The organism is Variovorax sp. EL159 (genome assembly GCF_900100965.1).
Lineage (GTDB): Bacteria > Pseudomonadota > Gammaproteobacteria > Burkholderiales > Burkholderiaceae_C > Variovorax.
Genome location: NZ_FMUJ01000003.1, coordinates 477,102 through 501,997 on the forward strand (window position 1 = coordinate 477,102; position 24,896 = coordinate 501,997).

The following is a 24,896-nucleotide window of genomic DNA, read 5'->3' on the forward strand; positions in this document are numbered from 1 at the left end:
GGCGGTCGGTGTCCTGTCTTTGCGTCGGTATCAGGCGAACTGCTTGCCTTCGGCGACCAGCTTCTGGATCAGCGGTGCGGGTTGCCAGAACTCGGCGTCGTCGCGCGGGTTCTTGGCAAAGCGCTTCATCGACTCGGCCACGTTGTACAGGCCGACTTGCGATGCGTAGTGCATCGGGCCGCCGCGCCAGATCGGGAAGCCATAGCCGGTGAGGTACACCATGTCGATGTCGCCCGACTTCGAGGCAATGCCGTCCTCGAGGATGTGCGCGCCTTCGTTGACGAGGGCATACACCAGGCGTTGCACGATTTCTTCATCGGAAATCTTGCGCGGCGTGATGCCCAGCTCTTTGCGGTGGTCTTCGATCATCTTGTTGACGAGCTCCGACGGAATCGCATCGCGCTTGCCGGCCTGGTAGTCGTACCACCCTGCCCCGGTCTTCTGGCCGAAGCGGCCCAGTTCGCAGAGCTTGTCGGCCGTGCGGCTGTACTTCATGTCGGCGCGCTCGGTGGCGCGGCGCTTGCGAATGGCCCAACCGATGTCGTTGCCGGCCAGGTCGCCCATGCGGAACGGGCCCATGGCAAAGCCGAACTTCTCGATGGCCTTGTCGACCTGCTGCGGCAGCGCACCTTCGTCCAGCAGGAAGCCGGCCTGGCGCGAGTACTGCTCGATCATGCGGTTGCCGATGAAGCCGTCGCACACGCCCGAGACCACCGAGGTCTTCTTGATCTTCTTGCCGATGGCCATGACCGTGGCGAGCACGTCCTTGGCGGTGGCCTTGCCGCGCACCACTTCGAGCAGCTTCATCACGTTGGCCGGGCTGAAGAAGTGCATGCCGACCACGTCCTGCGGACGCTCGGTGAACGCGGCGATCTTGTCGACGTCGAGCGTCGAGGTGTTCGAGGCCAGGATCGCGCCCTTCTTGGCGACGCGGTCGAGTTCCTTGAAGACCTTTTCCTTGACGCCGATTTCTTCGAACACGGCTTCGATGATGAGGTCGGCGTCTTTCAGGTCGTCGTAGCTCAGCGTGGTGCTCAGCAGCGCCATGCGCTGCTCGTACTTGTCCTGCTTGAGCTTGCCCTTCTTGACCTGGGCTTCGTAGTTCTTCTTGATGGTGGCCACGCCGCGGTCGAGCGCTTCCTGCTTCATCTCGAGGATCTTGACGGGGATGCCCGCGTTCAGGAAGTTCATCGAGATGCCGCCGCCCATGGTGCCGGCGCCGATCACGCCCACGGCCTTGATCTCGCGCTTGGGCGTGTCTTCGGGCACGTCGGGGATCTTGCTCGCGGCGCGCTCGGCCATGAACAGGTGGCGCAGCGACAGCGACTCGGGCGTGAACATCAGCGCAGTGAAGAGGCGCCGTTCTTCGGCCATGCCGTCTTCGAACTTCATCTTCGTGGCGGCTTGCACGGCCTCGATGCACTTCAGCGGTGCCGGGTAGTTCTTGGACATGGCGCCGACCATGTTCTTGGTGAACTGGAAGTACGCGTCGCCTTGCGGGTGCTTGCACGGCAGGTTGCGCACCAGCGGCAGCGCCTCGCCGGTCTTGCCGGCCACGCTCTTGGCGAAGGCCACGGCTTCTTCGAACACCGATTCGGCCGATGCGGCCAGCTTGTCGAACAGCTTCTGGCCGGGCAGGCTGGCCAGCACTTCGGAGCGCACGGCTTCGCCGCTCACGATCATGTTCAGCGCGGTTTCCACGCCGAGCACGCGTGGCAGGCGTTGCGTGCCGCCGGCGCCGGGCAGCAGGCCCAGCTTGACTTCGGGCAGTGCCACGGCGGTGCCGGGTGCGGCCACGCGGTAGTGGCAGCCCAGGGCCAGTTCGAGGCCGCCGCCCATGCACACCGAGTGGATGGCGGCGACGATGGGCTTGGGCGAAGCTTCGAGCGCCAGGATCACGCTCAGCAGGTTGGGCTCTTGCAGCGCCTTGGGCGTGCCGAATTCCTTGATGTCCGCGCCGCCCGAGAACGCCTTGCCGGCGCCCGTGAGGACGATGGCCTTGACGGCGTCGTCGGCATTGGCCTTGGCCAGCCCATCGGTGATGCCGATGCGGGTCGAGAAACCGAGACCGTTGACCGGAGGGTTGGTCAGTGTGATCACGGCGACATCGCCGAGCACTTTGTATTCAGCCGTCATGCTGCGTTCCTTGGTGTGTGAAGAAAAAGAAGAAAAAGCACGAGTGTTCTTTTTCGGGGGATTCTAGGCGTTTGTGGCGACGCAACAATGGCACGCAGTCGCTGTCGAGACAAGGCCTTCCATGAAGAGAGCGGGCCCTTTGGGAAACACCGCGGAACCGGCGTTGCCGGGGCCGCGGGTGTTGCCTTCTGCAAGGGGGTTTGCCCTAAACCTCCAGCCACTCCTTGCGGGTGGTGGCGTCGGCGCGCAGGCTGTCGGGCGTGCCGTCGAACACGATGCTGCCGTGGCCCATGACGAGCGCGCGGTCGGAGATCTGCATCGCGATGGTGAGCTTCTGCTCGATCAGCAGCACCGAGATGCCCTTGTCCTTCAGCGTGCGCAGGTACTGCCCCACCAGCTCGACGATCTTGGGCGCGAGGCCCTCGGTCGGCTCGTCGATGATGATGAGATCGGGATCGCCCATCAGCGTGCGGCACAGCGTGAGCATCTGCTGCTCGCCGCCCGAAAGCACGCCGGCCTCGGTGTGCTGGCGCTCCTTCAGGCGCGGGAACATGCCGTACATGTCGTCGAACGACCAGCGGCTGCCCTTGCCCGAACCCTTCTGCCCCAGCAGCAGGTTCTGGTGCACCGTGAGCTTGGGGAAGATGTCGCGGTTCTCGGGCACGTAGCCGATGCCGAAGTGCGCGATCTCGTAGGCCTTGCGGCGCAGGATGTCCTGGCCCTTCCAGTGCAGTCCGCCCTCGGCATGCACCAGGCCCATGATGGCCTTGGCAGTGGTCGAGCGGCCCGAGCCGTTGCGGCCCAGCAGCGCGACGATCTCGCCGGGGTTCACGTCGAAGGAAACGCCATGCAGCACATGGCTCTTGCCGTAGTAGGCGTGGATGTCTTGAAGCTTCAGCATGTCAGTGTCCCGCTCCCTGCGCGTCAGCAACCGAGGAGCCCAGGTAGGCCTCCTGCACGCGCGCATTGGCACGCACGGCCGCGGGCGTGTCGAAGGCAATCACTTCGCCATACACCACCACCGCGATCTTGTCGGCCAGGCCGAAGACCACGCCCATGTCGTGCTCGACCGTCAGCAGCGTCTTGCCGACCGTGACGTGCTTGATGAGCGAGATGAAATGCGAGGTCTCGGTCTTGCTCATGCCGGCCGTGGGCTCGTCCAGCAAGATGACGCTGGCGCCGCCCGCGATGGTCACGCCGATCTCGAGCGCGCGCTGTTCGGCGTACGTGAGGTTGACCGCGTGCACGTCGCGCTTGCGCTCCAGCCCGATCTGGCGAACCAGCTCTTCGGTGCGCGCATTGGCGTCGTCCAGGTTCGAAAGAAAACGCAGGAAGGTGTACTTGTAGCCCAGGCTCCACAGCACGCCGCAGCGCAGGTTCTCGAAGACGGTGAGCTTCGGAAAGATGTTGGTGATCTGGAAGCTGCGCGACAGGCCCAGCCGGTTGATCTCATACGGCTTCATGCCGTCGATGCGCTGGCCGTTCAGCAGCACCTCGCCGCTGGTGGGCGCAAGGCGCCCGCTGATCAGGTTGAACAGCGTGGACTTGCCCGCGCCGTTCGGCCCGATGATGGCCACGCGCTCGCCCGCCGTCACCGCCAAATCGACGCCACGGATGATGTCGGTCTTGCCGAAGCTCTTTTTCAGGCCCTTGAGTTCGAGTGAATAGCTCATGCCGTCTCCCGCCGCTTGATCTCGGCTTCAATTTCTTCTTGTGCCTGACCCCACACCCGCGCAAAGCGACGGCGTACGACCTCGAAGATGCCCAGGCCCACCACAAGCAACGCGGCGGCAACGACCCAGCTCGTGGCCGACGCGGTGTCCAGCGTGAGGCCCGCGAACGGCACGGTCGAGCCGAGCGCCGCGTTCAGCTGCATGTGATAGATCATCTCGACGATGGCCGCGGCGCCCGCCAGCATGATGGCCGCCCCGATGAACAGGCCCACGTAGAGCAGGTAGAAGCGCTTGATCTTGCCGAACAGCGCCACGCGCACGTTCATCATGATCAGGCTGGCCACGCCGCCCGGCGCGAACATCACCATCAGCAGGAACACCAGGCCCACGTACAGCAGCCAGGCCTTGCTGAGTTCGGACAGCAGCACCAGCGCGAACACCAGCAGTGCCGCCCCGATGATCGGCCCGAAGAAGAAGGTGGCGCCCCCCAGGAAGGTGAACAGCAGGTAGCTGCCCGAGCGCAGCCCGTTCAGGCTGTCGGCCGCGTTCACGATCTCGAAGTTGATCGCCGCCAGCCCGCCGCCGATGCCCGCGAAGAAGCCCGCGATGATGAAGGCGAAGTAGCGCACGCGCTGCGTGTTGTAGCCGATGAACTCGACGCGCTCGGGGTTGTCGCGCACCGCGTTCAGCATGCGTCCGAGCGGCGTGCCGGTAAAGGCGAACATCAGCCCGGTGCAGATGAAGCAGTACACGGCGATCAGGTAATACACCTGGTTCTGCGGCCCGAAGTTGATGCCGAAGAACGACGCGCCATACACGCGGTTGGTGGTGATGCCGCCTTCGCCGCCGAAGAAGCTGGGGAACATCAGTGCCATCGCGGCCACCAGCTCGCCAAGGCCGAGCGTGATCATCGCGAAGGTGGTGCCCGACTTCTTGGTCGACACGTAGCCGAACACCATGGCGAAGAACATGCCGCCCAGGCCGCCCACGAGCGGAATGAGCACCAGCGGAATCGGCAGCTTGCCGGCGCCGGCCAGGTTCATCGCATGAATGGCGATGAACGAGCCCAGCCCCACGTACACCGCATGCCCGAAGCTGAGCATGCCGCCCTGCCCCAGCAGGATGTTGTAGCTCAGGCAGATGATGATGAGGTAGCCGATCTGCGACAGCATGGTCAGCGCCAGGCTGCTGGTGAAGATCATCGGCGCGACGATCAGCAGCACGGCGAACAGCGACCAGATCAGGATGCGGCCGATGTTCAGCGGCTTGAAGCGGTAGTACCGCGTGGGCGTCGGATTGGGTGCCGACGTCGGTGTCGTTGTGGTTGCAGCGGTCATGGCGTCAGTCCTCCCGGGTTCCGAGAAGACCCTTGGGCCTGAAGATGAGGATCAGCACCAGGAACAGGTACGGAAGAATGGGCGCCACCTGCGAGATCGTGAGCTTGAGCAGCTCGTAGCCGAAGGTCTGGTCGGTCACGGCCACGCCCAGGGCCTGCAGGCCGGTCGCGAGCGACTGGTCCATGGCCACGGCAAAGGTCTGCACCACGCCGATGATCAGCGACGACAGGAAGGCACCGGCCAGCGAGCCCATGCCGCCGACCACCACCACCACGAAGATGATGGAGCCGACCGAACCCGCCATGGCCGGCTCGGTGACGTAGGTGTTGCCGCCGACCACGCCCGCCAGGCCGGCCAGCGCGGCACCGCCGCCGAACACCAGCATGAACACGCGCGGCACGTTGTGGCCCAGCGCCTCGACCATGTCGGGGTGCTTGAGCGCCGCCTGGATCACCAGCCCGATGCGCGTGCGCGTGAGCAGCAGCCACACCGAGATCAGCATCAGCACCGCCACCAGCATGATGAACGAGCGCGACTTGGGGAACTGCGTGCCGTACAGCGAGAAGAGCGGGCCCTGCAGTGCCGTCGGCAGGCCGTACGGCACCGTGGAGCGGCCCCAGACCAGCTGCACGATTTCAAGGATCAGGTACGAAAGACCGAAGGTCACCAGCAGCTCGGGCACATGGCCGAACTTGTGGACGCGGCGCAGGCAATAGCGCTCGAAGGCCGCCCCCAGCACGAACACCAGCAGCGGCGCAATGAACAGCGCGGGCCAGAAGCCCAGGATGCCCGACAGCGTGTAGGCGAAATAGGCGCCCAGCATGTAGAAGCTGGCGTGCGCGAAGTTGAGCACGCCCATCATGCTGAAGATCAGCGTGAGGCCAGAACTCAGCATGAACAACAGCAAGCCGTAGCTGACGCCGTTGAGCAGCGAGATGACGAAGAATTCGACGTTCATCGGTCTTTCGTGTCGGTTGAAAAAGAAAAAGGCCCGAGTGTTGAAGTCGGGCCTCGACCGCGTTAGCGTGCTGCCTGACTCAGGGCCGCTTCATCTGGCACGTGGTGGGCGTGCTGGCCACGTAGGCGTCGTAGTACTTCACCGGTGCCAGCGTGTAGCCGGTGTTCTCCGGGCTGTACGGGTACTTCGCGCTGGCCTTCTCCCAACGGGCGATGTACAGGCCCTGCTGCAGCTGGTGGTCGGTCTTGCGCAGTTCGACGTCGCCGTTGAAGCTCTTGAACTTCATGCCTTCGAGCGCCGCCGTCACCTTGACCACGTCGGTCGACTTGGTCTTGACGAAGGCTTCGGTCAGGGCCTGGAACACGGTGTAGGCATCGGTCGTGTAGATGTCGTCGTTGAACTTCTTCTTGAAGTCCTCGGCGTACTTCTGCATCTCGCCGCCCATGTTGTAGTGGGCATAGCCGACCTGGAACACCTTGCCGTCGGACGCGGCGCCCATGGCGGTCGGCGTGCCGCTGGTCACGGCGTAGTAGGTATAGAACTTGACGTTCAGGCCCGAGTCGTTGGCCGCCTTGATGAGCAGCGCAAGGTCGGAGCCCCAGTTGCCGGTGATGACGGTGTCGGCGCCCGAAGCCTTGATCTTGGCGATGTAGGGCGAGAAGTCGCGCACCTGTGCGAGCGGGTGCAGGTCGTCGCCGACGATCTGGACGTCGGGGCGCTTGTGCTTCAGGTCTTCCTTGGCGTACTTGGAGACCTGCTGGCCGTGGGCGTAGTTCTGGCCAATGATGTAGACCTTCTTGATGTCCGGCTGGTCCTTCATGTAGGTGGTCAGCGCTTCCATCTTCATCGACGTGTCGGCGTCGAAGCGGTATTGCCAGTAGCTGCACTTGGCGTTGGTCAGCTCGGGGTCGACCGCCGCGTAGTTCAGGTACAGCGCTTCCTTGCCCGGATTGCGCGCGTTGTTCTTTTCGAGCGCATCGATGATCGCGAGCGCGGGGCCGGAGCCGTTGCCCTGAACGATGTAGCGTGCGCCCTGGTCCATGGCCGAGCGCAGTGCGCTGGTGGTTTCCTGCGGGCTGAGCTTGTTGTCGATCGCGATGATCTCGAACTTCACGCCGGCCGCGTTCTTCTTGTTGAATTCTTCGGCAAAGAACTGGAAGGTCTTGAGTTGGTTCGTTCCCACCGCAGCCATCAGGCCCGACAGCGGGTCGATCCACGCGATCTTGACGGTTTCACCCTTCTGGGCAAGCGCGCCGGTGGCACTTGCCGCGAGAACGGCTGCGGTAACGATCTTCAGAGCGAGCTTCAATCTATATCTCCTGGTCAAACCGATTCAAAAGGCCTCACGAGAGTACAAGCGTTCGCAGCCCCTCCCCTCAGGGAATGCCCGTAAGGGAGGCGCCTCGAAGGCCCGTTTCTATCGCGCAGGCGACACCGCATTTCTCCAAATTGCTACCCGTGGGTAGATGACTTCTACCAACGGGTAGGAAATGCGTTCACAAAGACGCCTAGGGGCGCTTCATCTGGCAGGTCGTGGGCGTGCTCGCCACATACGACTCGTAATACTTCACGGGGACGTTCGTGTAACCGGTGTTTTCAGCGTCGTAGGGGTACTTGGCGCTGGCTTTTTCCCAGCGCGAGATGTACAGGCCCTGCTGCAATTGGTGGTCGGCCTTGCGCACCTCGACCTCGCCGTTGAAGCTCTTGATCTTCATGCCCTCGAGCGCGGCGGCGACCTTGACCGGATCGGTCGACTTGGTCTGCGCGAAGGCGGCGTCGAGCAGCGCGAACACGTGATAGATCGAGGCCTGCGTCAGGTCGTCGTTCATCTTCTTCTTGTAGCCCGCCATGATCTTCTGGATGTCGCCGCCCATGTTGTAGTGGGCATAGGCCACGGTGTAGACCTTGCCGTCGGAGGTGGCGCCCATGGCCGTGGGCGTGCCGGCGCCCGGCGCGTAGTACGTCAGGAACTTGACGTTCAGGCCCGAGTCGTTGGCCGCCTTGATGAGCAGCGACAGGTCGGAGCCCCAGTTGCCGGTGATGACGGTGTCTGCGCCCGAGGCCTTGATCTTGGCGATGTAGGGCGAGAAGTCGCGCACCTGCGCCAGCGGGTGCAGGTCGTCGCCCACGATCTGGATGTCGGGGCGCTTGACCTTCAGGTCCTCCTTGGCGAACTTCGACACCTGCACGCCGTGCGCGTAGTTCTGGCCGAGGATGTAGACCTTCTTGATGTCAGGCTGGTCCTTCATCCAGGTGGTCAGCGCCTCCATCTTCATGGAGGTGTCGGCGTCGACCCGGAAGTGCCAGTAGCTGCACTTGCTGTTGGTCAGGTCGGGGTCGACCGCCGCGTAGTTCATGTACAGCAGCTCCTTGCCCGGATTGCGCGCGTTGTTCTTCTCGACAGCGTCGATGATCGCGAGCGCGGGGCCGGAGCCGTTGCCCTGCATGATGTAGCGCGCACCCTGGTCTTGCGCGGAGCGCAGCGCAGCGGTGGTTTCCTGCGGGCTGAGCTTGTTGTCGAGCGCGAGGATCTCGAACTTCACGCCCGACAGGTTCTTCTTGTTGAACTCTTCAGCAAGGTATTGCGTGGTCTTCAGCTGGTTGGTGCCCACCGCGGCCATCAGGCCCGACAGCGGGTCGAGCCAGGCGATCTTGACCGTCTCGCCCTTTTGGGCGAATGCGGCCGTCACGCTCACCAACATTGCACAGGCAGCTACTGACTTGATAGCAAATTGCATGAAGAGTCTCCTGAGTGAAAGGCGGGATGCCAGCGTACAAGCGCCCTTTTTTTCGCCGCACAGGGAATGCCCGGAAGAAGGGCCGCCGAGGCGGCCTTGCTATCACGTGCGCGACAGTGCGTGTGGGCTTGGCTTGTGTCTTCAGAGCGTCGGCAGCTTGTAGTCCTTGAGCAGTTCGCGAAGACGGGTCTTCAGGATCTTGCCGGTGGCGCCCAGTGGAATGGCATCGACGAACACCACGTCGTCGGGGATCTGCCACTTGGCGGTCTTGCCTTCGTAGAACTTCAGCAGCTCCTCGCGCGTGACCTCGGCGCCGGGCTTCTTCACGACCGCGATGATCGGGCGCTCGTCCCACTTCGGGTGGAACACGCCGATGCAGGCGGCCATGGCCACCGCCGGGTGCGCGACCGCGATGTTCTCGATGTCGATGGAGCTGATCCACTCGCCTCCGGACTTGATCACGTCCTTGCTGCGGTCGGTGATCTGCAGGTAGCCGTCGGCGTCGATGGTGGCAACGTCGCCGGTCGGGAACCAGCCGCGGCCCTGCGCGTCGGCGATGAGCGGGTTGCCGCCCTCGCCCTTGAAGTATTCCTTCACGACCCACGGGCCCTTGACCAGCAGGTCGCCGTAGACCTTGCCGTCCCAGGGCAGCTCGTTGCCGTCGCCATCGACGATCTTCATGTCGACGCCGAAGATCGCCCGGCCCTGCTTCATGCGGATCTGCAGCTGCGCATCGGCCGGCAGCGACAGGTGCTTGTTCTTGAGCGTGCAGAGCGTGCCCAGCGGGCTCATCTCGGTCATGCCCCAGGCGTGCAGCACCTCGACGTTGTAGTTCTCCTGGAACGCCGTGATCATGGCCGGCGGACAGGCCGAGCCACCGATCACGGTGCGGTTCAGCTTGCTGAACTTCAGGCCATTGGTCTGCATGTGGCCCAGCATCATCTGCCACACGGTGGGCACGCCGGCCGCGAAGGTGACGCCCTCGGACTCGATCAGCTCGTACACCGACTTGCCGTCGAGCGACGGGCCCGGAAACACCAGCTTGCAGCCCACCAACGCGGCCGAGTACGGAATGCCCCAGGCGTTGACGTGGAACATCGGCACCACCGGCAGCACCGAGTCTTGCGCCGAGATGCGCATGACGTCGGGCAGCGCCGCGGCGTAGGCGTGCAGCATCGTCGAGCGGTGGCTGTAGAGCGCGGCCTTCGGGTTGCCCGTGGTGCCGCTCGTGTAGCACATGCTCGACGCCGAGTTCTCGTCGAAGGTCGGCCAGTCGTAGTCCGAAGACTGCTGGCCGAGCCAGCTTTCGTAGCTCACGAGGTTGGGCACGCCGCTGTCGGCCGGCAGCCTGTCGGCGTCGCACAGTGCCACCCACTTGCGGATCGTCGGGCAGCGCGCATGCACCGCCTGCACCAGCGGCAGGAAGCTCAGGTCGAAGCACAGGATCTGGTCTTCGGCGTGGTTGGCGATCCAGGCGATCTGGTCGGGGTGCAGGCGCGGGTTGATGGTGTGCAGCACGCGGCCGCTGCCGCTCACGCCGTAATACAGCTCCAGGTGGCGATAGCCGTTCCAGGCCAGCGTGGCCACGCGGTCGCTGAACAGCAATTGCTCGCCGTCCAGCGCGTTGGCCACCTGCCGGGCACGCGATGCGATACCGCCCCACGTCGTGCGGTGAATATCGCCTTCGACCCGGCGCGAGACGATCTCGCCGTCGCCGTTGTGGCGCTCGACGAACTCGATCAGCGACGAGATCAAAAGCGGTTGGTCTTGCATCAAACCCAGCATCTACGGACTCCTTTGTGAAATGACTTCTGAAAGCTTGCGAACAAGAGATTCACGCAAGCTTCGGCCACTTGCACAATGACACAAACCCGCACTGCATGATTGAACGAAGCGGCTCAAGTGGGCGCCCGCGGCCCGACACCCGCGGGCACCGCGCCCACGACCTTGCGGCACGGCTGGCGGATCGTCTTGTCGCAGCTCGGCAGCTCCTTCGCATGGGCATACGGGATGTGGCCCAGCACGATGCTCGAAGGGTGCGTGGCGTCGTGCCACACCTTGTTGGTCGAGGCCGTGGTGTTGTTGCCGAAGATCCAGAACCCAGTCTGCGAAGGGGTATCGACGGTCACGCGGATGCTGGAGCCGGCGCGGAACACGTGGGCGAACTTCTGGATCTCGACGCGCACCGGGTTGGGCTGGGCTGCATCCAACGGCGCTTCGGTGGCCTTGGTGAAGTCGCCGAAGGGCCGCAGCACCGACGAACGGGCACCGTCCAGCGCACGCTTGGAGGCACGCAGCCAGCCGCGCTGCACGAACATCTCCTGCCCGTCGGGCCGCACCTCGGACACAGTGAGCTGCAGGTCGGTGTCGGCGGCGGTGGCGTTGATCCACAGGTCGGCCGAGCCTTCGCCGTAGAAGCTCAGGTCTTCCGGCAGAGCGGCCGTGGTGAAGGTGAGCTGGCCGTCCTTTTCGCTGTCGGCCACGGCCTGCCAGCCTTCGGCGGCGGGGTTGTTCACCACCGGACTCTTCATCGGGTAGCGGTAGGTCGAAGAATCGGAAGCCTGCGTCGGCTTGGCATCGGCAAGCACGCCGCCCGGCTGCATCCACAGGCGCATCGGCGTGACCTTGACCGGCAGGCGGTCGAACTCGGCCACGCCCGTGGGCTTGAGCTTCGGCGCACCGGTGATGGCCTTCTGGTCGATCTTCTGCATCTCCTGCAGCAGGCGCACATGCGGCTCTTTTTCGAAGCCGTTGTCTTCGCCCTTCACGAAATGGGCCAGGAAGCGCTTGAGCGTGCTGTCGATGTAGTCGGAGGTGACGTTGGTGTGGTGGTCGCCGTTGGCGCTGATGAGCCACATCTTCTCGGGCGCCATCGTGTCCTCGTAGTAGCCCGAGCGCGGGCCGATCTGCTCGTCCTGCCACGACTGGGTGCCCAGCGCGGGAATGTCGATCTTGCCGGTCTCGTAGAACGCACTGCGCTTGACGTACAGGCCGTCGGCGTAGGGGTTCTCCAGCCACTTCGTCAGGTCCAGATCGGGCCGCTTGATCTTCGCGATGTTGTCGGCCACGGTCTTGGCGCACTCGGTGTCGCCGTCGAGCTTGGCCGCGATATCGGCGGCCTTGTTCCAGGTGGCCGGGAACCCGCCCCACCACTGCGCCGGAAAGCCGATGTTCTTGATGCCGCCGGGGTAGCCCACGTCGCGGTACGGGTCGGTCACGTTCTTGCTGGGCGTGATGGCCAGCAGGCCCTTGGGCCGGTGCGCCGCCACCCACAGCTGGTTGTAGCCCGAATACGAGTAGCCGATCATGCCGATCTTGCCGTTCGACCATGGCTGCTTGCCGGCCCATTCGAGCGCGAAGGCGCCGGCCGCGCCGGTGCTGGCGTCGAACACCTGGTCTTCACCGGTCGAGCAGCCGGTGCCAGGCACGTTCAGGCCCATGACCGCATAGCCTTCGGCCAACCAGGGCTGGCCGACGTTCGGGGCCGAGCCCGAGCTGTAGCCGTCGTACTCCACCAGCAGCGGAAAGCTGCCGGTGGCACTGGGCAGCAGCAGCGAGTAGCGCATCTTGTTGCCATCGGGCAGCGTGATGTAGCCCCACTTGCGCACCGGGCCCTTCTCGGGCTGGGCTTCGGGCGTGGTGGCCGGCGGCGGCGAGCCGGCCGACGGAAAGAACGAGAACCCGCTGTGCGAGCCGCCGCCGCATGCGGCAAGGCCGGCCGCAACGGCCACGAGCGAAGCGGCAAGCCGCCAGCGGTTGGGGTGTCTGAAAGTCGTCATTGGTTGTCTCCGTTGTTGTTTTGAAGTCATGCGCGGCCCAGGCGCGATTCGGGGCGACTCAAGCGATCCGGCGACTCAGGGCGTCGTCGTGATCCGGGTTTCGGTGAGCGTGGCGTCGTAGCGCAGCGTGGCTGGCCAGGGCGCCCAGGTGGCGCCGAGTTCGGGCGTGTTCGGGTCGCCCTTGCGCATGAAGGCGCCGATGCTGGCCATCATGGCGTTCGACAACGCCACGCGGCCCGGCTTGTTGGCGGTGCTGTTGGTCACGCTGGAAAAGAGCGACGGCCCGAAGTTGCCGAACATGAAGCCTAGGTCAAAGCCGTGCGCGGCGCCGTACACGTCGTTCCACGGCGCGGGTTCCTGCGCCCAGTCGAAGCGGTAGTGCCAGACGCTGTTCGGCTGCTGCAGCTTCAGCGTGTCGAGCAGGTTCACGCGGCTGGCGTCGCCCAGCAGTTGCGTGATGAGCGCGGTCTTCGCATTGAAGCCGGTGCCGGGTGCCGTGATCGGCAGGTACGACGGATCGATGATGTCGGCCACCGTCAGCGGCGTGGGCTCGTCGGGCTTGAAGTTCATCATCATCGAGAACCGCGCGGCGTCGCTGATGAGGTGGCCCGGCTTGGCACCCGGCGCCAGGCTGGCAAGCAGCGGCGCGAAAAGCTTGCCCTCGTCCCGCGTGAAGCCCAGCAGCAAGGGCACCTTGTTGTAGTTGCCGACGCCGATCTCATGGATGGGATCGACCGGCAACACCTTGCCATCGGGAATCGGCCCGGCGCTGTTCAGGCCCGCGGCCAGCACGTTGGCCAGCAGCTTGTTCGCATCCTGCCCGCGCAGGTAGGCGGCGATCTGCGCCGGCGGCTGCGCGGCGATGTAGCTCGCGGCGGTGGCGTTCGATGCCTTGCCGTCGACCACCACCAGCGTCTTCAAGATGTTCTGGCCCTGCGTGAGCGCGGTCGATTCGGGGCTCAGCGTGGGCAACCCGGCAGTCAGATTGCTCTGCAGCGACAGCCCCGCGCTGATCGGCAACGCCTTGTGGAACAGGCCCTTGGCCATCGGCGACGCCAGCAGCGCCAGCACGTTGGTGCCGCCGGCCGACTGGCCCGACAGCGTGACGTTGCCGGGGTCTCCGCCGAACACCTCGATGTTCTTCTGGATGTAGCGCAGCGCCGCCATGTTGTCGAGCATGGTGAAGTTGCCCGAGTCGTCGCCCGCGGTGCTGCCGGTGCGCAGTTGCGGTATGGCCAGGTAGCCCAGGATGCCGACGCGGTAGTTGGCCGTGACGATGACGGCGTTCGTGGCCTTCGCGAGCCTGGCACCGTCGTACACCGGGTCGGCGGTGTAGCCCGAGATATTGCTGCCGCCATACAGGAACAGCAGCACCGGCAGGTTCTTGTCGGTGTTGGCCGGACGCCAGATGTTGAGCGTCAGGCAGTCTTCGCTGCCGACCGGGGTGTTCAGGGTGGTGCCGATGCTCGCGTCATAAGTGTTGTGGCTGCCGGGGCCGTAGATGCGGCCCATCTGCAGGCAGGCATTGCCGAACTTGTCGGCCTTGCGCGTGTCGCTCCAGGCCGTGGGCTCGACCGGCGCGCGCCAGCGCAGATCGCCCACAGGCGCTTGCGCGAAGGGAACGCCCTTCCAGAAGTAGCTGCCCGAGTTGGCGCTGTCGTCCACGCCTTCGATCTTGCCGGCCGAGGTCTGGCGAACCATGGGGCCGTCGGCGGGCGGTGCGGGCGGCGCGGGTGGTGGTACGACGGCTGCCGGTGGCGGCAGGGGAATGAAGCCTGACCCCGACGATCCGCCGCCGCAGGCCGACAGGGCCACGCATGCGGTCACGGCCAGCGCGATCGCGCCGGCCTTTGTCGTTCCTGCCCTTGCCGTACCCTGGTTTTCCGTTGTCTCTGTGCTGTTCATTTTTTTGTCTCCACACCGGGTTAATCGGAATGCGTGCATCGGCGCCCGGCACCCATACTCCGGCCCGCCGAACCCACAAAAATTCTAGAAACCGGCCCCGCATTTCCCGCTATCACAAACGAGCCAAAGCAATGACTTCAGGAGCACAAATCCCCCGCCACTTGCGCCGTCCGCAGCGCCGGGGGGCCTGTGTGCCGCAGCCCGAACTGCGCACCAGCTCCGCCGACTGGCTGGAAGGGGTGCTCGGAATGTTCGAGGCCGAAGGGCTCGACGTGCCCGCGCTGCTGCGCGACGCGGGGTTCGATCCGGAGTCGTTGCACCAGCAGAACGCGCGCTTTCCGGTCGACGAGATCACGATGCTCTGGCAGCTGGCGGTGTCGCGCGTCGGCAAGCCCACGCTGGGCCTGAACCGCGAACTGGCCTCGACCTACAGCAAGCTGGGCACCGTCGGCCATGCGATGGCCTGCGCGCCCGACCTGAAGACCAGCCTGGGCAGCCTCACGCGCTACATGGCCGTGATCTCGGACGCCACCACCTTCTCGATGAACGACGACCCGCGCGGCAGCTGGATGTCGCTGGAGCACAGCGGCGGCAGCCTGCCGATTCCGCGCCAGCGCGTCGAATACGCGCTGCTGACGCTGTTCACCTTCGCCCGCTGGGCCGCACGGCGCGACCTGCAGCCGCTGATGGTGGAGTTCGTCTACCCTGCCCCGGCCGACGACCGCCCGCACCGCGAAGCTTTCGGCTGCGACATCCGCTTCAACTGCAGCGCCAACCGCCTGCTGCTGTCAACCGTCGACATGACGATGCACCTGCCGACGCACCATCCAGCGCTGGCCGAGATGCACCAGCACCTGCTCGAAGACCAGCTGACCCAGCTCGGCCAGACCACCACCAGCAGCCTCGTGTGCGCCGAGATCGCGCGCCGGCTGCAGCAAGGCGAGCCGCGACGGCAGGACGTGGCGGCCGGCCTCGGCATTGCCGAGCGCACCTTGCAGCGCCGGCTGCAGGAAGAGTCGGTGTCGTTCCAGTCACTGCTCGACCGCACCCGCCGCGAACTGGCGCAGCAGTACCTGGCCGAGCAGCGCCACACGCTGACCGACGTGGCCGACCTGCTGGGCTTTGTGGACACCAGCAATTTCTTTCGCGCCTGCAAGCGCTGGTTTGGACTGCCGCCCGCGCAGTACCGGGCGCGGATCTGGCAAGGCAGTGGCCCGGTGGGCAGGATGCTGCCAGCCGGCGCGCTGCTGAACTGAAGGCCCCGCCGGCAAGGGGTTTCGCGCTCTGCCGGACAATCCGGCGATGAGCCTGCTTGCTGAAGACACCGACGTCGCGGACCTGGGATTGCGCTGGAAACCCGGCTTTTCGACCCTCGGCCCCGCGTTTTTCACCGCACTGCAACCGACACCGCTGCCCGACCCGTACTGGGTGTGCCGCAGCGAGGCCGTCGCGCGCGAACTCGGCCTGCCGGCCGATTGGCCTTCCGACAGCACGCTGTCGGCACTCACGGGCAGCATGCAGATCGCCGGCACGCAACCCTTCGCCACGGTCTATAGCGGCCACCAGTTCGGCGTGTGGGCGGGCCAGTTGGGCGATGGCCGCGCGATCATGATCGGCGAGACCGAAGCCGGCCTCGAAGTGCAACTGAAGGGCGCGGGCCGCACGCCCTATTCGCGCGGCGGCGACGGCCGTGCGGTGCTGCGATCGAGCATCCGCGAATTTCTCTGCAGCGAGGCCATGCACGGCCTGGGCATCCCGACCACCCGCGCGCTCTGCGTGACCGGCTCCGACGCCCGCGTGCGCCGCGAAGAGCTGGAAAGCGCCGCCGTGGTCACCCGCGTGGCGCCCAGCTTCATCCGCTTTGGCCACTTCGAGCACTTTGCAGCCAACCAGCGCGAAGACGAACTGCGCGCGCTGGCCGACTACGTCATCGACCGCTACTACCCGGCCTGCCGCACCACCGAGCGCTTCGACGGCAATGCCTACGCGGCCTTTCTCGAAGCGGTGAGCGAGCGCACCGCCGCCCTGCTCGCGCAATGGCAGGCCGTGGGCTTTTGCCACGGGGTGATGAACACCGACAACATGAGCATCCTCGGGCTCACCATCGACTACGGGCCGTTCCAGTTTCTCGACGGTTTCGATCCGCGCCACATCTGCAACCACAGCGACACCGGCGGGCGCTACGCCTTCAACCAGCAGCCCAACGTGGCGTACTGGAACCTGTTCTGCCTGGCGCAGGCGCTGCTGCCGCTGATCGGCGACCAGGAAGTCGCGGTGGCCGCGCTGGAGTCGTACAAGACCGTGTTCCCCACCGAGTTCGAGGCCCGCATGCGCGCCAAGCTCGGCCTGACCGATTCGGCCGAAGGCGACCGCGCGCTGATCGAAGGCGTGCTCAAGCTGCTGGCCGCGGGCAAGGTCGACTACACGATCTTCTGGCGCCGGCTCTCGCACTTCATGGCCGACGGCCAGGTCGAACCGGTGCGCGACCTGTTCCTCGACCGCGAGGGCTTCGACGCCTGGCTGCTATTGTTTTCAGAGCGGCATGTGAAGGGCCAACGCTCGCAAGCGGCCGATTTGATGCTCAAATCCAACCCCAAGTTCGTGCTGCGGAACCACCTCGGCCAGCAAGCCATCGAAGCAAGTCAGCAAAAAGACAACTCGGGTGTGGCAGTCTTGCTGGCGCTGCTCGAGACCCCATTTGAAGAACACCCCGGCGCCGACGCGTATGCCGGCTTCCCGCCCGACTGGGCGTCCACGATTGAAATCAGCTGCTCATCATGACCAACCCCGTTGAAAAGACCGACGCCGAATGGAAAGCCCTCCTCCCTGAAAAAGGCGCCGAGCCTGCAGCCTTCGAGGTCACGCGTCACGCCGCCACCGAGCGCCCCTTCACCGGCAAGTACGAAGCGCACTGGGACGACGGCACCTACCACTGCGTGTGCTGCGGCGCCAAGCTGTTCGAGTCGAGCACCAAGTTCGACGCGGGCTGCGGCTGGCCCAGCTTCTCCGAAGAAGCCGTTCCCGGCGCCATCCGCAACATCGTCGACCGCTCGCACGGCTTGGTGCGCACCGAGAACGTCTGCGCGAATTGCGGCGCCCACCTGGGCCACGTGTTCCCCGACGGCCCGACCGAAACCGGCCTGCGCTACTGCATGAACTCGGCGTCGCTCGACTTCCAGAAAAAATGAAACTGCTCCTCGACTTCTTCCCGATCCTGCTGTTCTTCGGCGCCTACAAGCTGGGCGACATCTACACCGCCACCGGCGTGCTGATGGCCGCCACCGTGGTGCAGATGGCGGTCATCTACGCCATGGAACGCAAGCTGCAGGCGATGCAGAAGGCCACGCTGGTGCTGATCCTGCTGTTCGGCACGCTCACGCTGGCGCTGCACGACGACCGCTTCATCAAGTGGAAGCCGACGGTGCTCTACGGCGCCATGGCGATCGCGCTGGCGGTGGCGCTCTGGGCGCTGAAGAAGAACTTCCTGAAGATGCTGCTGGGCCAGCAGCTCGAGCTGCCCGAGCGCATCTGGGGCCGCCTGAACGTGGCGTGGATCGGCTATTGCCTCTTCATGGCGCTCATCAACGGCTACGTGGCGGCCTACTTCACCACCGAGGCCTGGGTCAACTTCAAGCTCTGGGGCTACGTGTTCCCCATCGTCTTCCTGGTGGCGCAGGGCCTGTACATTGCGCCGCACCTGAAGGGCGACGACAAGCCCACCGCATGAGCACCGCTGCACTCCTGCCCACCGCGGCCGACCTCGAGGCCGCGCTGCGCGAAGCACTGGCGCCCACGGCGCTCGAAGTGATCGACGAGAGCGGCGCCCACGCCGGCCATGCGGGCGCCAACGCGGAGGGCCGCGGCACCCATTTCCGGGTGCGCATCGCCTCCCCGCTTTTCGCCGGAAAGCCCCGCGTGGCGCGGCATCGGCTTGTGTATGATGCCCTCCAAGTTTTTATCGCACAGGGTCTGCACGCCATCGCCATCGAGGTGCTCTGAGTCGTCCATGGGTCATATGCCGGCCACCAATCGCATTCGTCGCGGCAAGCCGGCCACCCAACCCCTTCTTCCCCAATTTCTCCCCCATTCCTGCTTTCTTTCACGCGCCTTTTCCTACACGCGCATTTCCTTCCCAGCTTGATATTCATTCCATGAAAAAACAAATCTTGCAGGCCGTTGCGGCCGCAGCGCTGCTCGGTGCCATCCCCATGGCGGCTCTGGCGCAGAACGCAGCCATCGTCAACGGCAAGCCGGTGCCCAAGGCCCGCATGGACGTGCTGGCACAACAGCTCGCCGCTGCCGGCCGCCCGGTGACGCCTGAAATGCAAGGCCAGCTGCGCGAGGAAATCGTGGCGCGCGAAGTGTTCATGCAGGAAGCGCAAAAGCAGGGCCTGGACGCCAGCGACGACTACAAGAACCAGCTCGAACTCGCACGCCAGGCCATCCTGATCCGCGCCCTGTTCGACAACTACCGCAAGACCAACCCGATCTCGGACGCCGACGTGAAGGCCGAGTACGACAAGTTCGTCGCGGCCAATGGCGGCAAGGAATACAAGGCCCGCCACATCCTGGTCGAAACCGAAGACCAGGCCAAGAAGATCATGGCCGACCTGAAGAAGGGTGCCAAGTTCGAAGACATCGCCAAGAAGCAGAGCAAGGACCCGGGATCGGGCGCCAACGGCGGCGACCTCGACTGGGCCAACCCCGCGAGCTTCGTGCCCGAGTTCTCCGAAGCCATGATCAAGCTCAAGAAGGGCGAGACCACCCCCGCGCCCATCAAGACGCAGTTCGGCTGGCACATCATCCGTGTCGACGACATCCGCCAGGCCCAACTGCCGAAGCTGGAAGAAGTGAAGCCGCAGATCATCCAGCAGCTGCAGCAACAACGCCTGCAGAAGTACCAGGAAGAACTGCGCGCGAAGGCGAAGGTGGAGTAAGCAAGCCTCCGGCTTCTGCCCCCACAAAAAAGCGGCCTACGGGCCGCTTTTTTATTGCCTCGAAACCGGCGAGATCAGATCGCCCAGGTGCCGAAGTTGTCGCCCGGCCCGTCGAGCACAAGAAAGGCCCGCCAGGCGGCATCCGCGCTGTCGCCCTGCATCGCACGGCGCAGCGCGTCGAGCGTGCGCACGATCTTCTTCGAGGCGCCGAAATGCGCGGCGTTGAGCGCATCGAGTTGCGGCAGCAGGACCTGCAACACCTGCGCACGGGCCACCGGCTCGGCAGCCGGGTCGCCCTGCCACGCGAGCAGTTGCTTGCGAATCAGGTCCTCGATCCGCGCCGCTTCCAGCACGTGCCGGCTTTGCGGATGGTCGAGGTCGAGCATCGGCTTCAGCCCACCCAGCGGCGCGCATTGCGCCAGATCTGCATCCAGGGGCTCAGTTCGCTGCGGTCGCCCGGCGTCCAGCTCATCTGGATGTTGCGGAACACGCGCTCCGGGTGCGGCATCACGGCGGTGAAGCGGCCGTCAGGCGTGGTGACCGAGGTCAGGCCGCCTGCGCTGCCGTTCGGGTTGAACGGGTACTGCTCGGTCGGCTTGCCGTGGTTGTCGACGAAGCGCATGGCCGCGATGGCCTTGGCCGCATCGCCGCGGTGCTTGAAGTTGGCGTAGCCCTCGCCGTGCGCAACCGCGATCGGCAGGCGGCTGCCGGCCATGCCCGCGAAGAAGATGCTGGGCGATTCGAGCACTTCGACCATCGACAGGCGAGCCTCGAAGCGCTCGCTCTGGTTGGTGGTGAAGCGCGGCCAGGCTTCGGCGCCCGGAATGATGTCGGCCAGTTCGGCAAACATCTGGCAGCCGTTGCACACGCCCAGACCGAAGGTGTCGGTACGGCCGAAGAAGGCCTTGAACTGCTCGGCCAGCTTCGGGTTGAAGGTGATGCTGCGGGCCCAGCCGATGCCGGCGCCCAGCGTGTCGCCGTAGCTGAAGCCGCCGCAGGCGACCACGCCCTTGAAGTTGGCCAGGTCTGCCCTGCCCGTCTGCAGGTCGGTCATGTGGACGTCGTAGGCCTCGAAGCCCGCCTCGGTGAAGGCATAGGCCATCTCGACATGCGAGTTGACGCCCTGCTCGCGCAGGATCGCGACCTTCGGCCGGGATTGGAGGATGGCCGGGGCCGCCGGCTGCGCGTTCGGCAGGAACACGTGCATGCCCGGGTCCGAAGGCTCGCCGGCCGCGGCGTGCTCGGCATCGGCGCAGGCCGGGTTGTCGCGCTCGCGGGCGATCTTCCAGCTGACCGAATCCCACACCTGCTGCAGGTCTTGCAAGGTCGCGCTGAAGACCGACTTGGCATCGCGCCAGATTTCGAGCTTGCCCTTGCCGGCGTCCATGGTCGAGCTGGCCGGCCGCGTCTTGCCGACGAAATGGCTGTGGGCGCTCAGGCCATGGGTACGCAGCACCTGCATCACGTCGTTGCGCTCGGCCGTGCGCACCTGCAGCACCATGCCGAGTTCTTCGTTGAACAGCGCCTTGAGCGTGAGCTCTTCGCGCCGGCCGCTGACCTGCTGCGCCCAGTTCTTGGCGTCGCCGGTTTCCATGCGGCTGTCGGAAATGCCGTCACCCTCGGTGACCAGCATGTCGACGTTGAGCGCCACGCCGACATGGCCGGCAAAGGCCATTTCGCAGGCGGTGGCGAACAGGCCGCCGTCGCTGCGGTCGTGCATCGCGAGGATCTTGCCGTCGGCGCGCAGCGCGTTCACGGCGTTCACCAGCGCGACCAGTTGCGCCGGATCGTCGAGGTCGGGCACGGCGTCGCCGCTCTGGTTGAGCGTCTGCGACAGGATGCTGCCGGCCATGCGGTGCTGGCCACGGCCCAGGTCGATCAGCACGAGCGTGGTGTCGGCTTCGGTGGCGTCGAGCTGCGGCGTGAGCGTGCCGCGCACATCGGCCAGGGTGGCAAAGGCGGTGACGATCAGGCTCACGGGCGAGGTGACCTTCTTGGCCTGCCCTTCGTCCTTCCACTGCGTGCGCATCGACAGCGAATCCTTGCCGACCGGAATCGACACGCCCAGCGCCGGGCACAGTTCCAGGCCCACGGCCTTGACGGTTTCGTACAGCGCGGCGTCTTCGCCGGGTTCGCCGCAAGCCGCCATCCAGTTGGCCGAGAGCTTGACGCGCGAGAGTTCGATCGGCGCGGCCAGCAGGTTGGTGATGGCCTCGGCCACGGCCATGCGGCCCGAGGCCGGCGCGTCGAGCGCGGCCAGCGGCGTGCGCTCGCCCATGCTCATGGCTTCACCGGCGAAGCCCTTGTAGTCGGCCAGCGTCACGGCGCAGTCGGCCACAGGCACCTGCCACGGGCCGACCATCTGGTCGCGGTGGCTCAGGCCGCCCACGGTGCGGTCGCCGATAGTGATCAGGAAGCGCTTGGACGCCACGGTCGGGTGCGCAAGCACGTCGATGGCGGCCTTCTGCAGGTCGACGCCCGTGAGGTCGAGCGGCTTGAAGCTGCGGGCGACGCTCTTCACATCGCGGTGCATCTTGGGCGGCTTGCCGAGCAGCACGTCCATCGGCATGTCGACCGGCTGGACCGCGGCGCCTTCGTCGGCCACCAGCAGCTGGCGCGCTTCGGTCGCCACGCCGACCACCGAGAACGGGCAGCGCTCGCGCTCGCAGAAAGCCTTGAACTGTTCGAGCGATTCCGGCGCGATGGCCAGCACGTAGCGCTCCTGGCTTTCGTTGCACCAGATTTCCTTGGGCGCCATGCCCGACTCTTCGAGCGGCACGGCGCGCAGGTCGAAGCGCGCGCCACGGCCGGCGTCGTTGGTCAGCTCGGGGAAGGCGTTGCTCAGGCCGCCCGCGCCCACGTCGTGGATCGCCAGGATCGGGTTGGCCGCACCCTGCTGCCAGCAGTGGTTGATGACCTCCTGCGCACGGCGTTCGATTTCGGGGTTGCCGCGCTGCACTGAGTCGAAGTCGAGCTCGGCCGCGTTGGCGCCGGTGGCCATCGAGCTGGCGGCGCTGCCGCCCATGCCGATGCGCATGCCGGGGCCGCCGAGCTGGATCAGCAGCGAGCCGGCCGGGAACTGGATCTTCTTGGTCTGCGCGGCGTCGATGCTGCCGAGGCCGCCCGCGATCATGATGGGCTTGTGATAGCCGCGCTGCACGGTGTCGAGGTCGCTCGCGATGGTCTGCTCGTACTCGCGGAAGTAACCCAGCAGGTTGGGCCGGCCGAATTCGTTGTTGAACGCGGCGCCGCCCAGCGGGCCCTCGGTCATGATCTGCAGCGGGCTGGCGATGTGCTCGGGCTTGCCGTAGTGACCGTCTTCAGGCCACAGCTTGGACACGGTGAAGCCGGTCAGGCCGGCCTTGGGCCTGGAGCCCCGGCCGGTGGCGCCTTCGTCGCGAATCTCGCCGCCCGCGCCGGTCGAGGCACCCGGGAAAGGCGAAATGGCCGTCGGGTGGTTGTGCGTCTCGACCTTCATGAGCACGTGGCTCAGGGCGCTCTCTTTTTGATAGCCCTGCTCGCCCGATGCGCTCGCACGTGCCACGAAGCGCTCGATGTTGTTGCCCTCCATCACCGAGGCGTTGTCCGCATAGGCGATCACCGTGTGCTGCGGGTTCTGCTTCTCGGTGTGGCGGATCATCGAGAACAGGCTTTGCGGCTGCGCCGTGCCGTCGATGGTGAAGTTGGCGTTGAAGATCTTGTGGCGGCAGTGCTCGCTGTTGGCCTGCGCGAACATCATCAGCTCGACGTCGCTCGGGTTGCGGCCCAGGCGGGTGAAGGCTTCGACCAGGTAGTCGATTTCGTCCTCGGCCAGCGCCAGGCCGAAGCCGGTGTTGGCCGCTTCCAGCGCCGCGCGGCCGCCGGTCTGCACGTCGACCTGCGCCATCGGCTGGGCCGGCAGTTCGCTGAACAGGCTGGCCGCCTGCTCGACGGTGGCCAGCACCGATTCGGTCATGCGGTCGTGCAGCGGGCCTGCCACGGCGGCCAGTGCGTCGCCTTCGAGAACCGGCGCCTTGCCGATCAGCGGGGCCTTGAGCTTCAGGTGGTACTGCGTGACGCGCTCGACCCGGCGCAGCGCCAGGCCGCAGTTGTGGGCAATGTCGGTGGCCTTGGAGGCCCAGGGCGACACCGTGCCCAGCCGGGGCGTAACGACCACCGAAGTGCCCGCCTTGGCCGGCGCCTCGAAGGGCTCGCCGTAGGTCAGGAGCGCGGCGAAGCGGTCCCGGTCGGCATCGCCCAGCGAGGCGTCGGTCACCACGAGGTGCACGAAACGGGCCGAAATGCCCTCGATGCGCGGCTCGATGGCCTGCAATTTCGGCAGCAGTTGCCGCGCGCGGAAGTCGCTGAGCGCGCTGCCGCCCTCGAACAGGGTTACGACGGGAAGGGCTTGAGGTGCGGGCTGCGTCACGGTCGATGGGGGCCTGGTGGCCGCGTTGGGAATCAAGAAATCTGGGCGGATGGCCGCTGACTGGGGTCATCCGCGTTAACCCGGGATTTTAGGCCAACGCCGGGCCGCCCCAAGTTGGCCGCCCCCCTCGGGGGGCAGCGGGAACACGAAGTGCCCCGCGCTGGGGGCAGGTTCATTCTGCGATGGGATAATTCCAGGATGAGCATTACTTACAAAGACGCTGCAGGCATCGTCGCCATGCGCGTCGCCTGCCGCCTCGGGTCCGAAGTGCTGGACTACCTCACGCCCTTCATCAAGCCCGGCATCACGACGAACGAGATCGACCGGCTGGCGGCGGAATACATGGTCAAGCAGGGCACCACCTCGGCCACGGTGGGTTACCTGGGCGCAAGCAGCGTGCCCTTTCCGAAATCGCTGTGCACTTCGGTCAACCACGTGGTGTGCCACGGCATCCCCAATGACAAGCCCTTGAAGAAGGGCGACATCATGAACATCGACGTCACCGTCATCAAGGACGGCTGGTTCGGCGACAACAGCCGCATGTTCGTGATCGGCGACGCCTCCATCGCGGCCAAGCGCCTGTGCTCCATCACCTTCGAAGCCATGTGGCACGGCATCCTGCAGGTGCGCCCCGGCGGCCACCTGGGCGACGTGGGCCACGCGATCCAGAAGTTCGCCGAAGGCCAGGGCTTCTCGGTGGTGCGCGAGTTCTGCGGCCACGGCGTGGGCCAGCGCTTTCATGAAGAGCCGCAGGTGCTGCACTACGGCCGCCCCGGCACCATGGAAGAACTCAAGCCCGGCATGATCTTCACCATCGAGCCGATGATCAACGCCGGCAAGCGCGACGTGAAGGAAGACTTCAAGGGCGGCCAGTACGACGGCTGGACCATCGTCACCCGCGACCACTCGCTGTCGGCCCAGTGGGAGCACACGGTGCTGGTCACCGAAACCGGCTACGAGGTGCTGACCCTGTCGGAAGGCAGCCCGCCGCTGCCCTCCTTCGTCACCTCGACCAAGACCTGACG

Annotated in this window: 19 protein-coding genes; 7 read left to right on the forward strand and 12 right to left on the reverse strand. The window is 65.6% G+C overall.

Features of this window, described 5'->3' with window-relative positions; translation table 11 throughout:
- Window positions 1-30: 30 nt before the first annotated feature.
- From BLQ28_RS14270 to BLQ28_RS14315, 10 genes are all read right to left on the reverse strand, one after another.
- Complete coding sequence (locus BLQ28_RS14270; protein ID WP_093240313.1) at window positions 31-2,136, reverse strand: 3-hydroxyacyl-CoA dehydrogenase NAD-binding domain-containing protein; 2,106 nt, start codon at window positions 2,134-2,136, stop codon at window positions 31-33.
- A 205-nt stretch (window positions 2,137-2,341) separates the two neighbouring features.
- On the reverse strand, window positions 2,342-3,037 hold the full coding sequence (locus BLQ28_RS14275) for an ABC transporter ATP-binding protein (protein ID WP_093240316.1): 696 nt from the start codon (window positions 3,035-3,037) through the stop codon (window positions 2,342-2,344).
- Between the two features lies 1 nt (window position 3,038).
- On the reverse strand, window positions 3,039-3,809 hold the full coding sequence (locus BLQ28_RS14280) for an ABC transporter ATP-binding protein (protein WP_093240318.1): 771 nt from the start codon (window positions 3,807-3,809) through the stop codon (window positions 3,039-3,041).
- Complete coding sequence (locus BLQ28_RS14285; RefSeq protein ID WP_093240321.1) at window positions 3,806-5,146, reverse strand: branched-chain amino acid ABC transporter permease; 1,341 nt, start codon at window positions 5,144-5,146, stop codon at window positions 3,806-3,808. Before BLQ28_RS14285 ends, BLQ28_RS14280 begins: the two co-directional genes overlap by 4 nt.
- A 4-nt stretch (window positions 5,147-5,150) precedes the next feature.
- Entirely contained in the window at window positions 5,151-6,104 is a 954-nt protein-coding gene (locus tag BLQ28_RS14290) for a branched-chain amino acid ABC transporter permease (protein WP_093240322.1), read from the reverse strand.
- Between the two features lie 79 nt (window positions 6,105-6,183).
- Complete coding sequence (locus BLQ28_RS14295) at window positions 6,184-7,413, reverse strand: branched-chain amino acid ABC transporter substrate-binding protein (RefSeq protein WP_093240324.1); 1,230 nt, start codon at window positions 7,411-7,413, stop codon at window positions 6,184-6,186.
- Window positions 7,414-7,612: 199 nt separating this feature from the next.
- On the reverse strand, window positions 7,613-8,842 hold the full coding sequence (locus tag BLQ28_RS14300; RefSeq protein WP_093240326.1) for a branched-chain amino acid ABC transporter substrate-binding protein: 1,230 nt from the start codon (window positions 8,840-8,842) through the stop codon (window positions 7,613-7,615).
- A gap of 141 nt (window positions 8,843-8,983) precedes the next feature.
- Window positions 8,984-10,627, reverse strand: coding sequence for a 3-(methylthio)propionyl-CoA ligase (locus BLQ28_RS14305; RefSeq protein ID WP_093240327.1), 1,644 nt, complete (start codon window positions 10,625-10,627; stop codon window positions 8,984-8,986).
- Between the two features lie 113 nt (window positions 10,628-10,740).
- The gene (locus tag BLQ28_RS14310) at window positions 10,741-12,621 is read right to left on the reverse strand and encodes a CocE/NonD family hydrolase (protein ID WP_093240329.1); all 1,881 of its coding nucleotides are present in this window, start codon (window positions 12,619-12,621) and stop codon (window positions 10,741-10,743) included.
- Window positions 12,622-12,696: 75 nt separating this feature from the next.
- Window positions 12,697-14,526 (reverse strand): carboxylesterase/lipase family protein, encoded by a 1,830-nt coding sequence (locus tag BLQ28_RS14315; protein ID WP_093240331.1) that lies wholly within the window; start codon window positions 14,524-14,526, stop codon window positions 12,697-12,699.
- A 149-nt stretch (window positions 14,527-14,675) separates the two neighbouring features.
- Here BLQ28_RS14315 and BLQ28_RS14320 point away from each other — a divergent pair, with 149 nt between their 5' ends.
- The 6 genes from BLQ28_RS14320 (at window position 14,676) to BLQ28_RS14345 (ending at window position 19,463) form a co-directional block, all read left to right on the forward strand.
- Entirely contained in the window at window positions 14,676-15,782 is a 1,107-nt protein-coding gene (locus BLQ28_RS14320; RefSeq protein ID WP_093241676.1) for an AraC family transcriptional regulator, read from the forward strand.
- A 46-nt stretch (window positions 15,783-15,828) separates the two neighbouring features.
- Entirely contained in the window at window positions 15,829-17,307 is a 1,479-nt protein-coding gene (locus BLQ28_RS14325; RefSeq protein WP_093240333.1) for a protein adenylyltransferase SelO, read from the forward strand.
- On the forward strand, window positions 17,304-17,714 hold the full coding sequence (gene msrB / locus BLQ28_RS14330) for a peptide-methionine (R)-S-oxide reductase MsrB (RefSeq protein ID WP_093240334.1): 411 nt from the start codon (window positions 17,304-17,306) through the stop codon (window positions 17,712-17,714). Before BLQ28_RS14325 ends, msrB begins: the two co-directional genes overlap by 4 nt.
- On the forward strand, window positions 17,711-18,253 hold the full coding sequence (locus BLQ28_RS14335) for a septation protein A (protein ID WP_093240336.1): 543 nt from the start codon (window positions 17,711-17,713) through the stop codon (window positions 18,251-18,253). The genes msrB and BLQ28_RS14335 overlap by 4 nt, the downstream gene beginning before the upstream one ends.
- Window positions 18,250-18,525 carry a BolA family protein gene (locus BLQ28_RS14340; protein WP_093240337.1) on the forward strand — a complete coding sequence of 92 codons (276 nt, stop codon included), beginning with the start codon at window positions 18,250-18,252 and terminating at the stop codon, window positions 18,523-18,525. Before BLQ28_RS14335 ends, BLQ28_RS14340 begins: the two co-directional genes overlap by 4 nt.
- Before the next feature lie 152 nt (window positions 18,526-18,677).
- Window positions 18,678-19,463: a peptidylprolyl isomerase gene (locus BLQ28_RS14345; RefSeq protein WP_093240339.1), complete on the forward strand. Its 786-nt coding sequence runs from the start codon at window positions 18,678-18,680 to the stop codon at window positions 19,461-19,463.
- 74 nt (window positions 19,464-19,537) lie between these two features.
- On the opposite strand, the gene BLQ28_RS14350 is transcribed toward BLQ28_RS14345, so the two are convergent.
- Together BLQ28_RS14350 and purL are read right to left on the reverse strand one after the other, a co-directional pair.
- On the reverse strand, window positions 19,538-19,849 hold the full coding sequence (locus BLQ28_RS14350; RefSeq protein WP_093240340.1) for a hypothetical protein: 312 nt from the start codon (window positions 19,847-19,849) through the stop codon (window positions 19,538-19,540).
- 5 nt (window positions 19,850-19,854) lie between these two features.
- A complete protein-coding gene (purL, locus tag BLQ28_RS14355) occupies window positions 19,855-23,871 on the reverse strand; it encodes a phosphoribosylformylglycinamidine synthase (RefSeq protein ID WP_093240342.1) in 4,017 nt (1,338 codons plus the stop codon).
- 198 nt (window positions 23,872-24,069) lie between these two features.
- Between purL and map the strand changes: the two genes are divergently transcribed.
- Window positions 24,070-24,894, forward strand: a complete 825-nt coding sequence (gene map, locus BLQ28_RS14360) for a type I methionyl aminopeptidase (protein ID WP_093240345.1) — start codon at window positions 24,070-24,072, stop codon at window positions 24,892-24,894.
- Window positions 24,895-24,896 lie beyond the last annotated feature (2 nt).

What these genes read in the sequence shown, in the direction of transcription:
- BLQ28_RS14275 (WP_093240316.1), bottom strand. Translation starts at nt 3,037, where the DNA reads ATGCTGAAGCTTCAAGACATCCACGCCTACTACGGCAAGAGCCATGTG.
- BLQ28_RS14280 (WP_093240318.1), bottom strand. Translation starts at nt 3,809, where the DNA reads ATGAGCTATTCACTCGAACTCAAGGGCCTGAAAAAGAGCTTCGGCAAG.
- msrB (WP_093240334.1), top strand. Translation starts at nt 17,304, where the DNA reads ATGACCAACCCCGTTGAAAAGACCGACGCCGAATGGAAAGCCCTCCTC.
- BLQ28_RS14310 (WP_093240329.1), bottom strand. Translation starts at nt 12,621, where the DNA reads ATGACGACTTTCAGACACCCCAACCGCTGGCGGCTTGCCGCTTCGCTC.
- BLQ28_RS14315 (WP_093240331.1), bottom strand. Translation starts at nt 14,526, where the DNA reads ATGAACAGCACAGAGACAACGGAAAACCAGGGTACGGCAAGGGCAGGA.
- BLQ28_RS14285 (WP_093240321.1), bottom strand. Translation starts at nt 5,146, where the DNA reads ATGACCGCTGCAACCACAACGACACCGACGTCGGCACCCAATCCGACG.
- BLQ28_RS14350 (WP_093240340.1), bottom strand. Translation starts at nt 19,849, where the DNA reads ATGCTCGACCTCGACCATCCGCAAAGCCGGCACGTGCTGGAAGCGGCG.
- BLQ28_RS14270 (WP_093240313.1), bottom strand. Translation starts at nt 2,136, where the DNA reads ATGACGGCTGAATACAAAGTGCTCGGCGATGTCGCCGTGATCACACTG.
- BLQ28_RS14290 (WP_093240322.1), bottom strand. Translation starts at nt 6,104, where the DNA reads ATGAACGTCGAATTCTTCGTCATCTCGCTGCTCAACGGCGTCAGCTAC.
- BLQ28_RS14325 (WP_093240333.1), top strand. Translation starts at nt 15,829, where the DNA reads ATGAGCCTGCTTGCTGAAGACACCGACGTCGCGGACCTGGGATTGCGC.
- BLQ28_RS14300 (WP_093240326.1), bottom strand. Translation starts at nt 8,842, where the DNA reads ATGCAATTTGCTATCAAGTCAGTAGCTGCCTGTGCAATGTTGGTGAGC.
- BLQ28_RS14305 (WP_093240327.1), bottom strand. Translation starts at nt 10,627, where the DNA reads ATGCTGGGTTTGATGCAAGACCAACCGCTTTTGATCTCGTCGCTGATC.
- BLQ28_RS14335 (WP_093240336.1), top strand. Translation starts at nt 17,711, where the DNA reads ATGAAACTGCTCCTCGACTTCTTCCCGATCCTGCTGTTCTTCGGCGCC.
- map (WP_093240345.1), top strand. Translation starts at nt 24,070, where the DNA reads ATGAGCATTACTTACAAAGACGCTGCAGGCATCGTCGCCATGCGCGTC.
- BLQ28_RS14340 (WP_093240337.1), top strand. Translation starts at nt 18,250, where the DNA reads ATGAGCACCGCTGCACTCCTGCCCACCGCGGCCGACCTCGAGGCCGCG.
- BLQ28_RS14345 (WP_093240339.1), top strand. Translation starts at nt 18,678, where the DNA reads ATGAAAAAACAAATCTTGCAGGCCGTTGCGGCCGCAGCGCTGCTCGGT.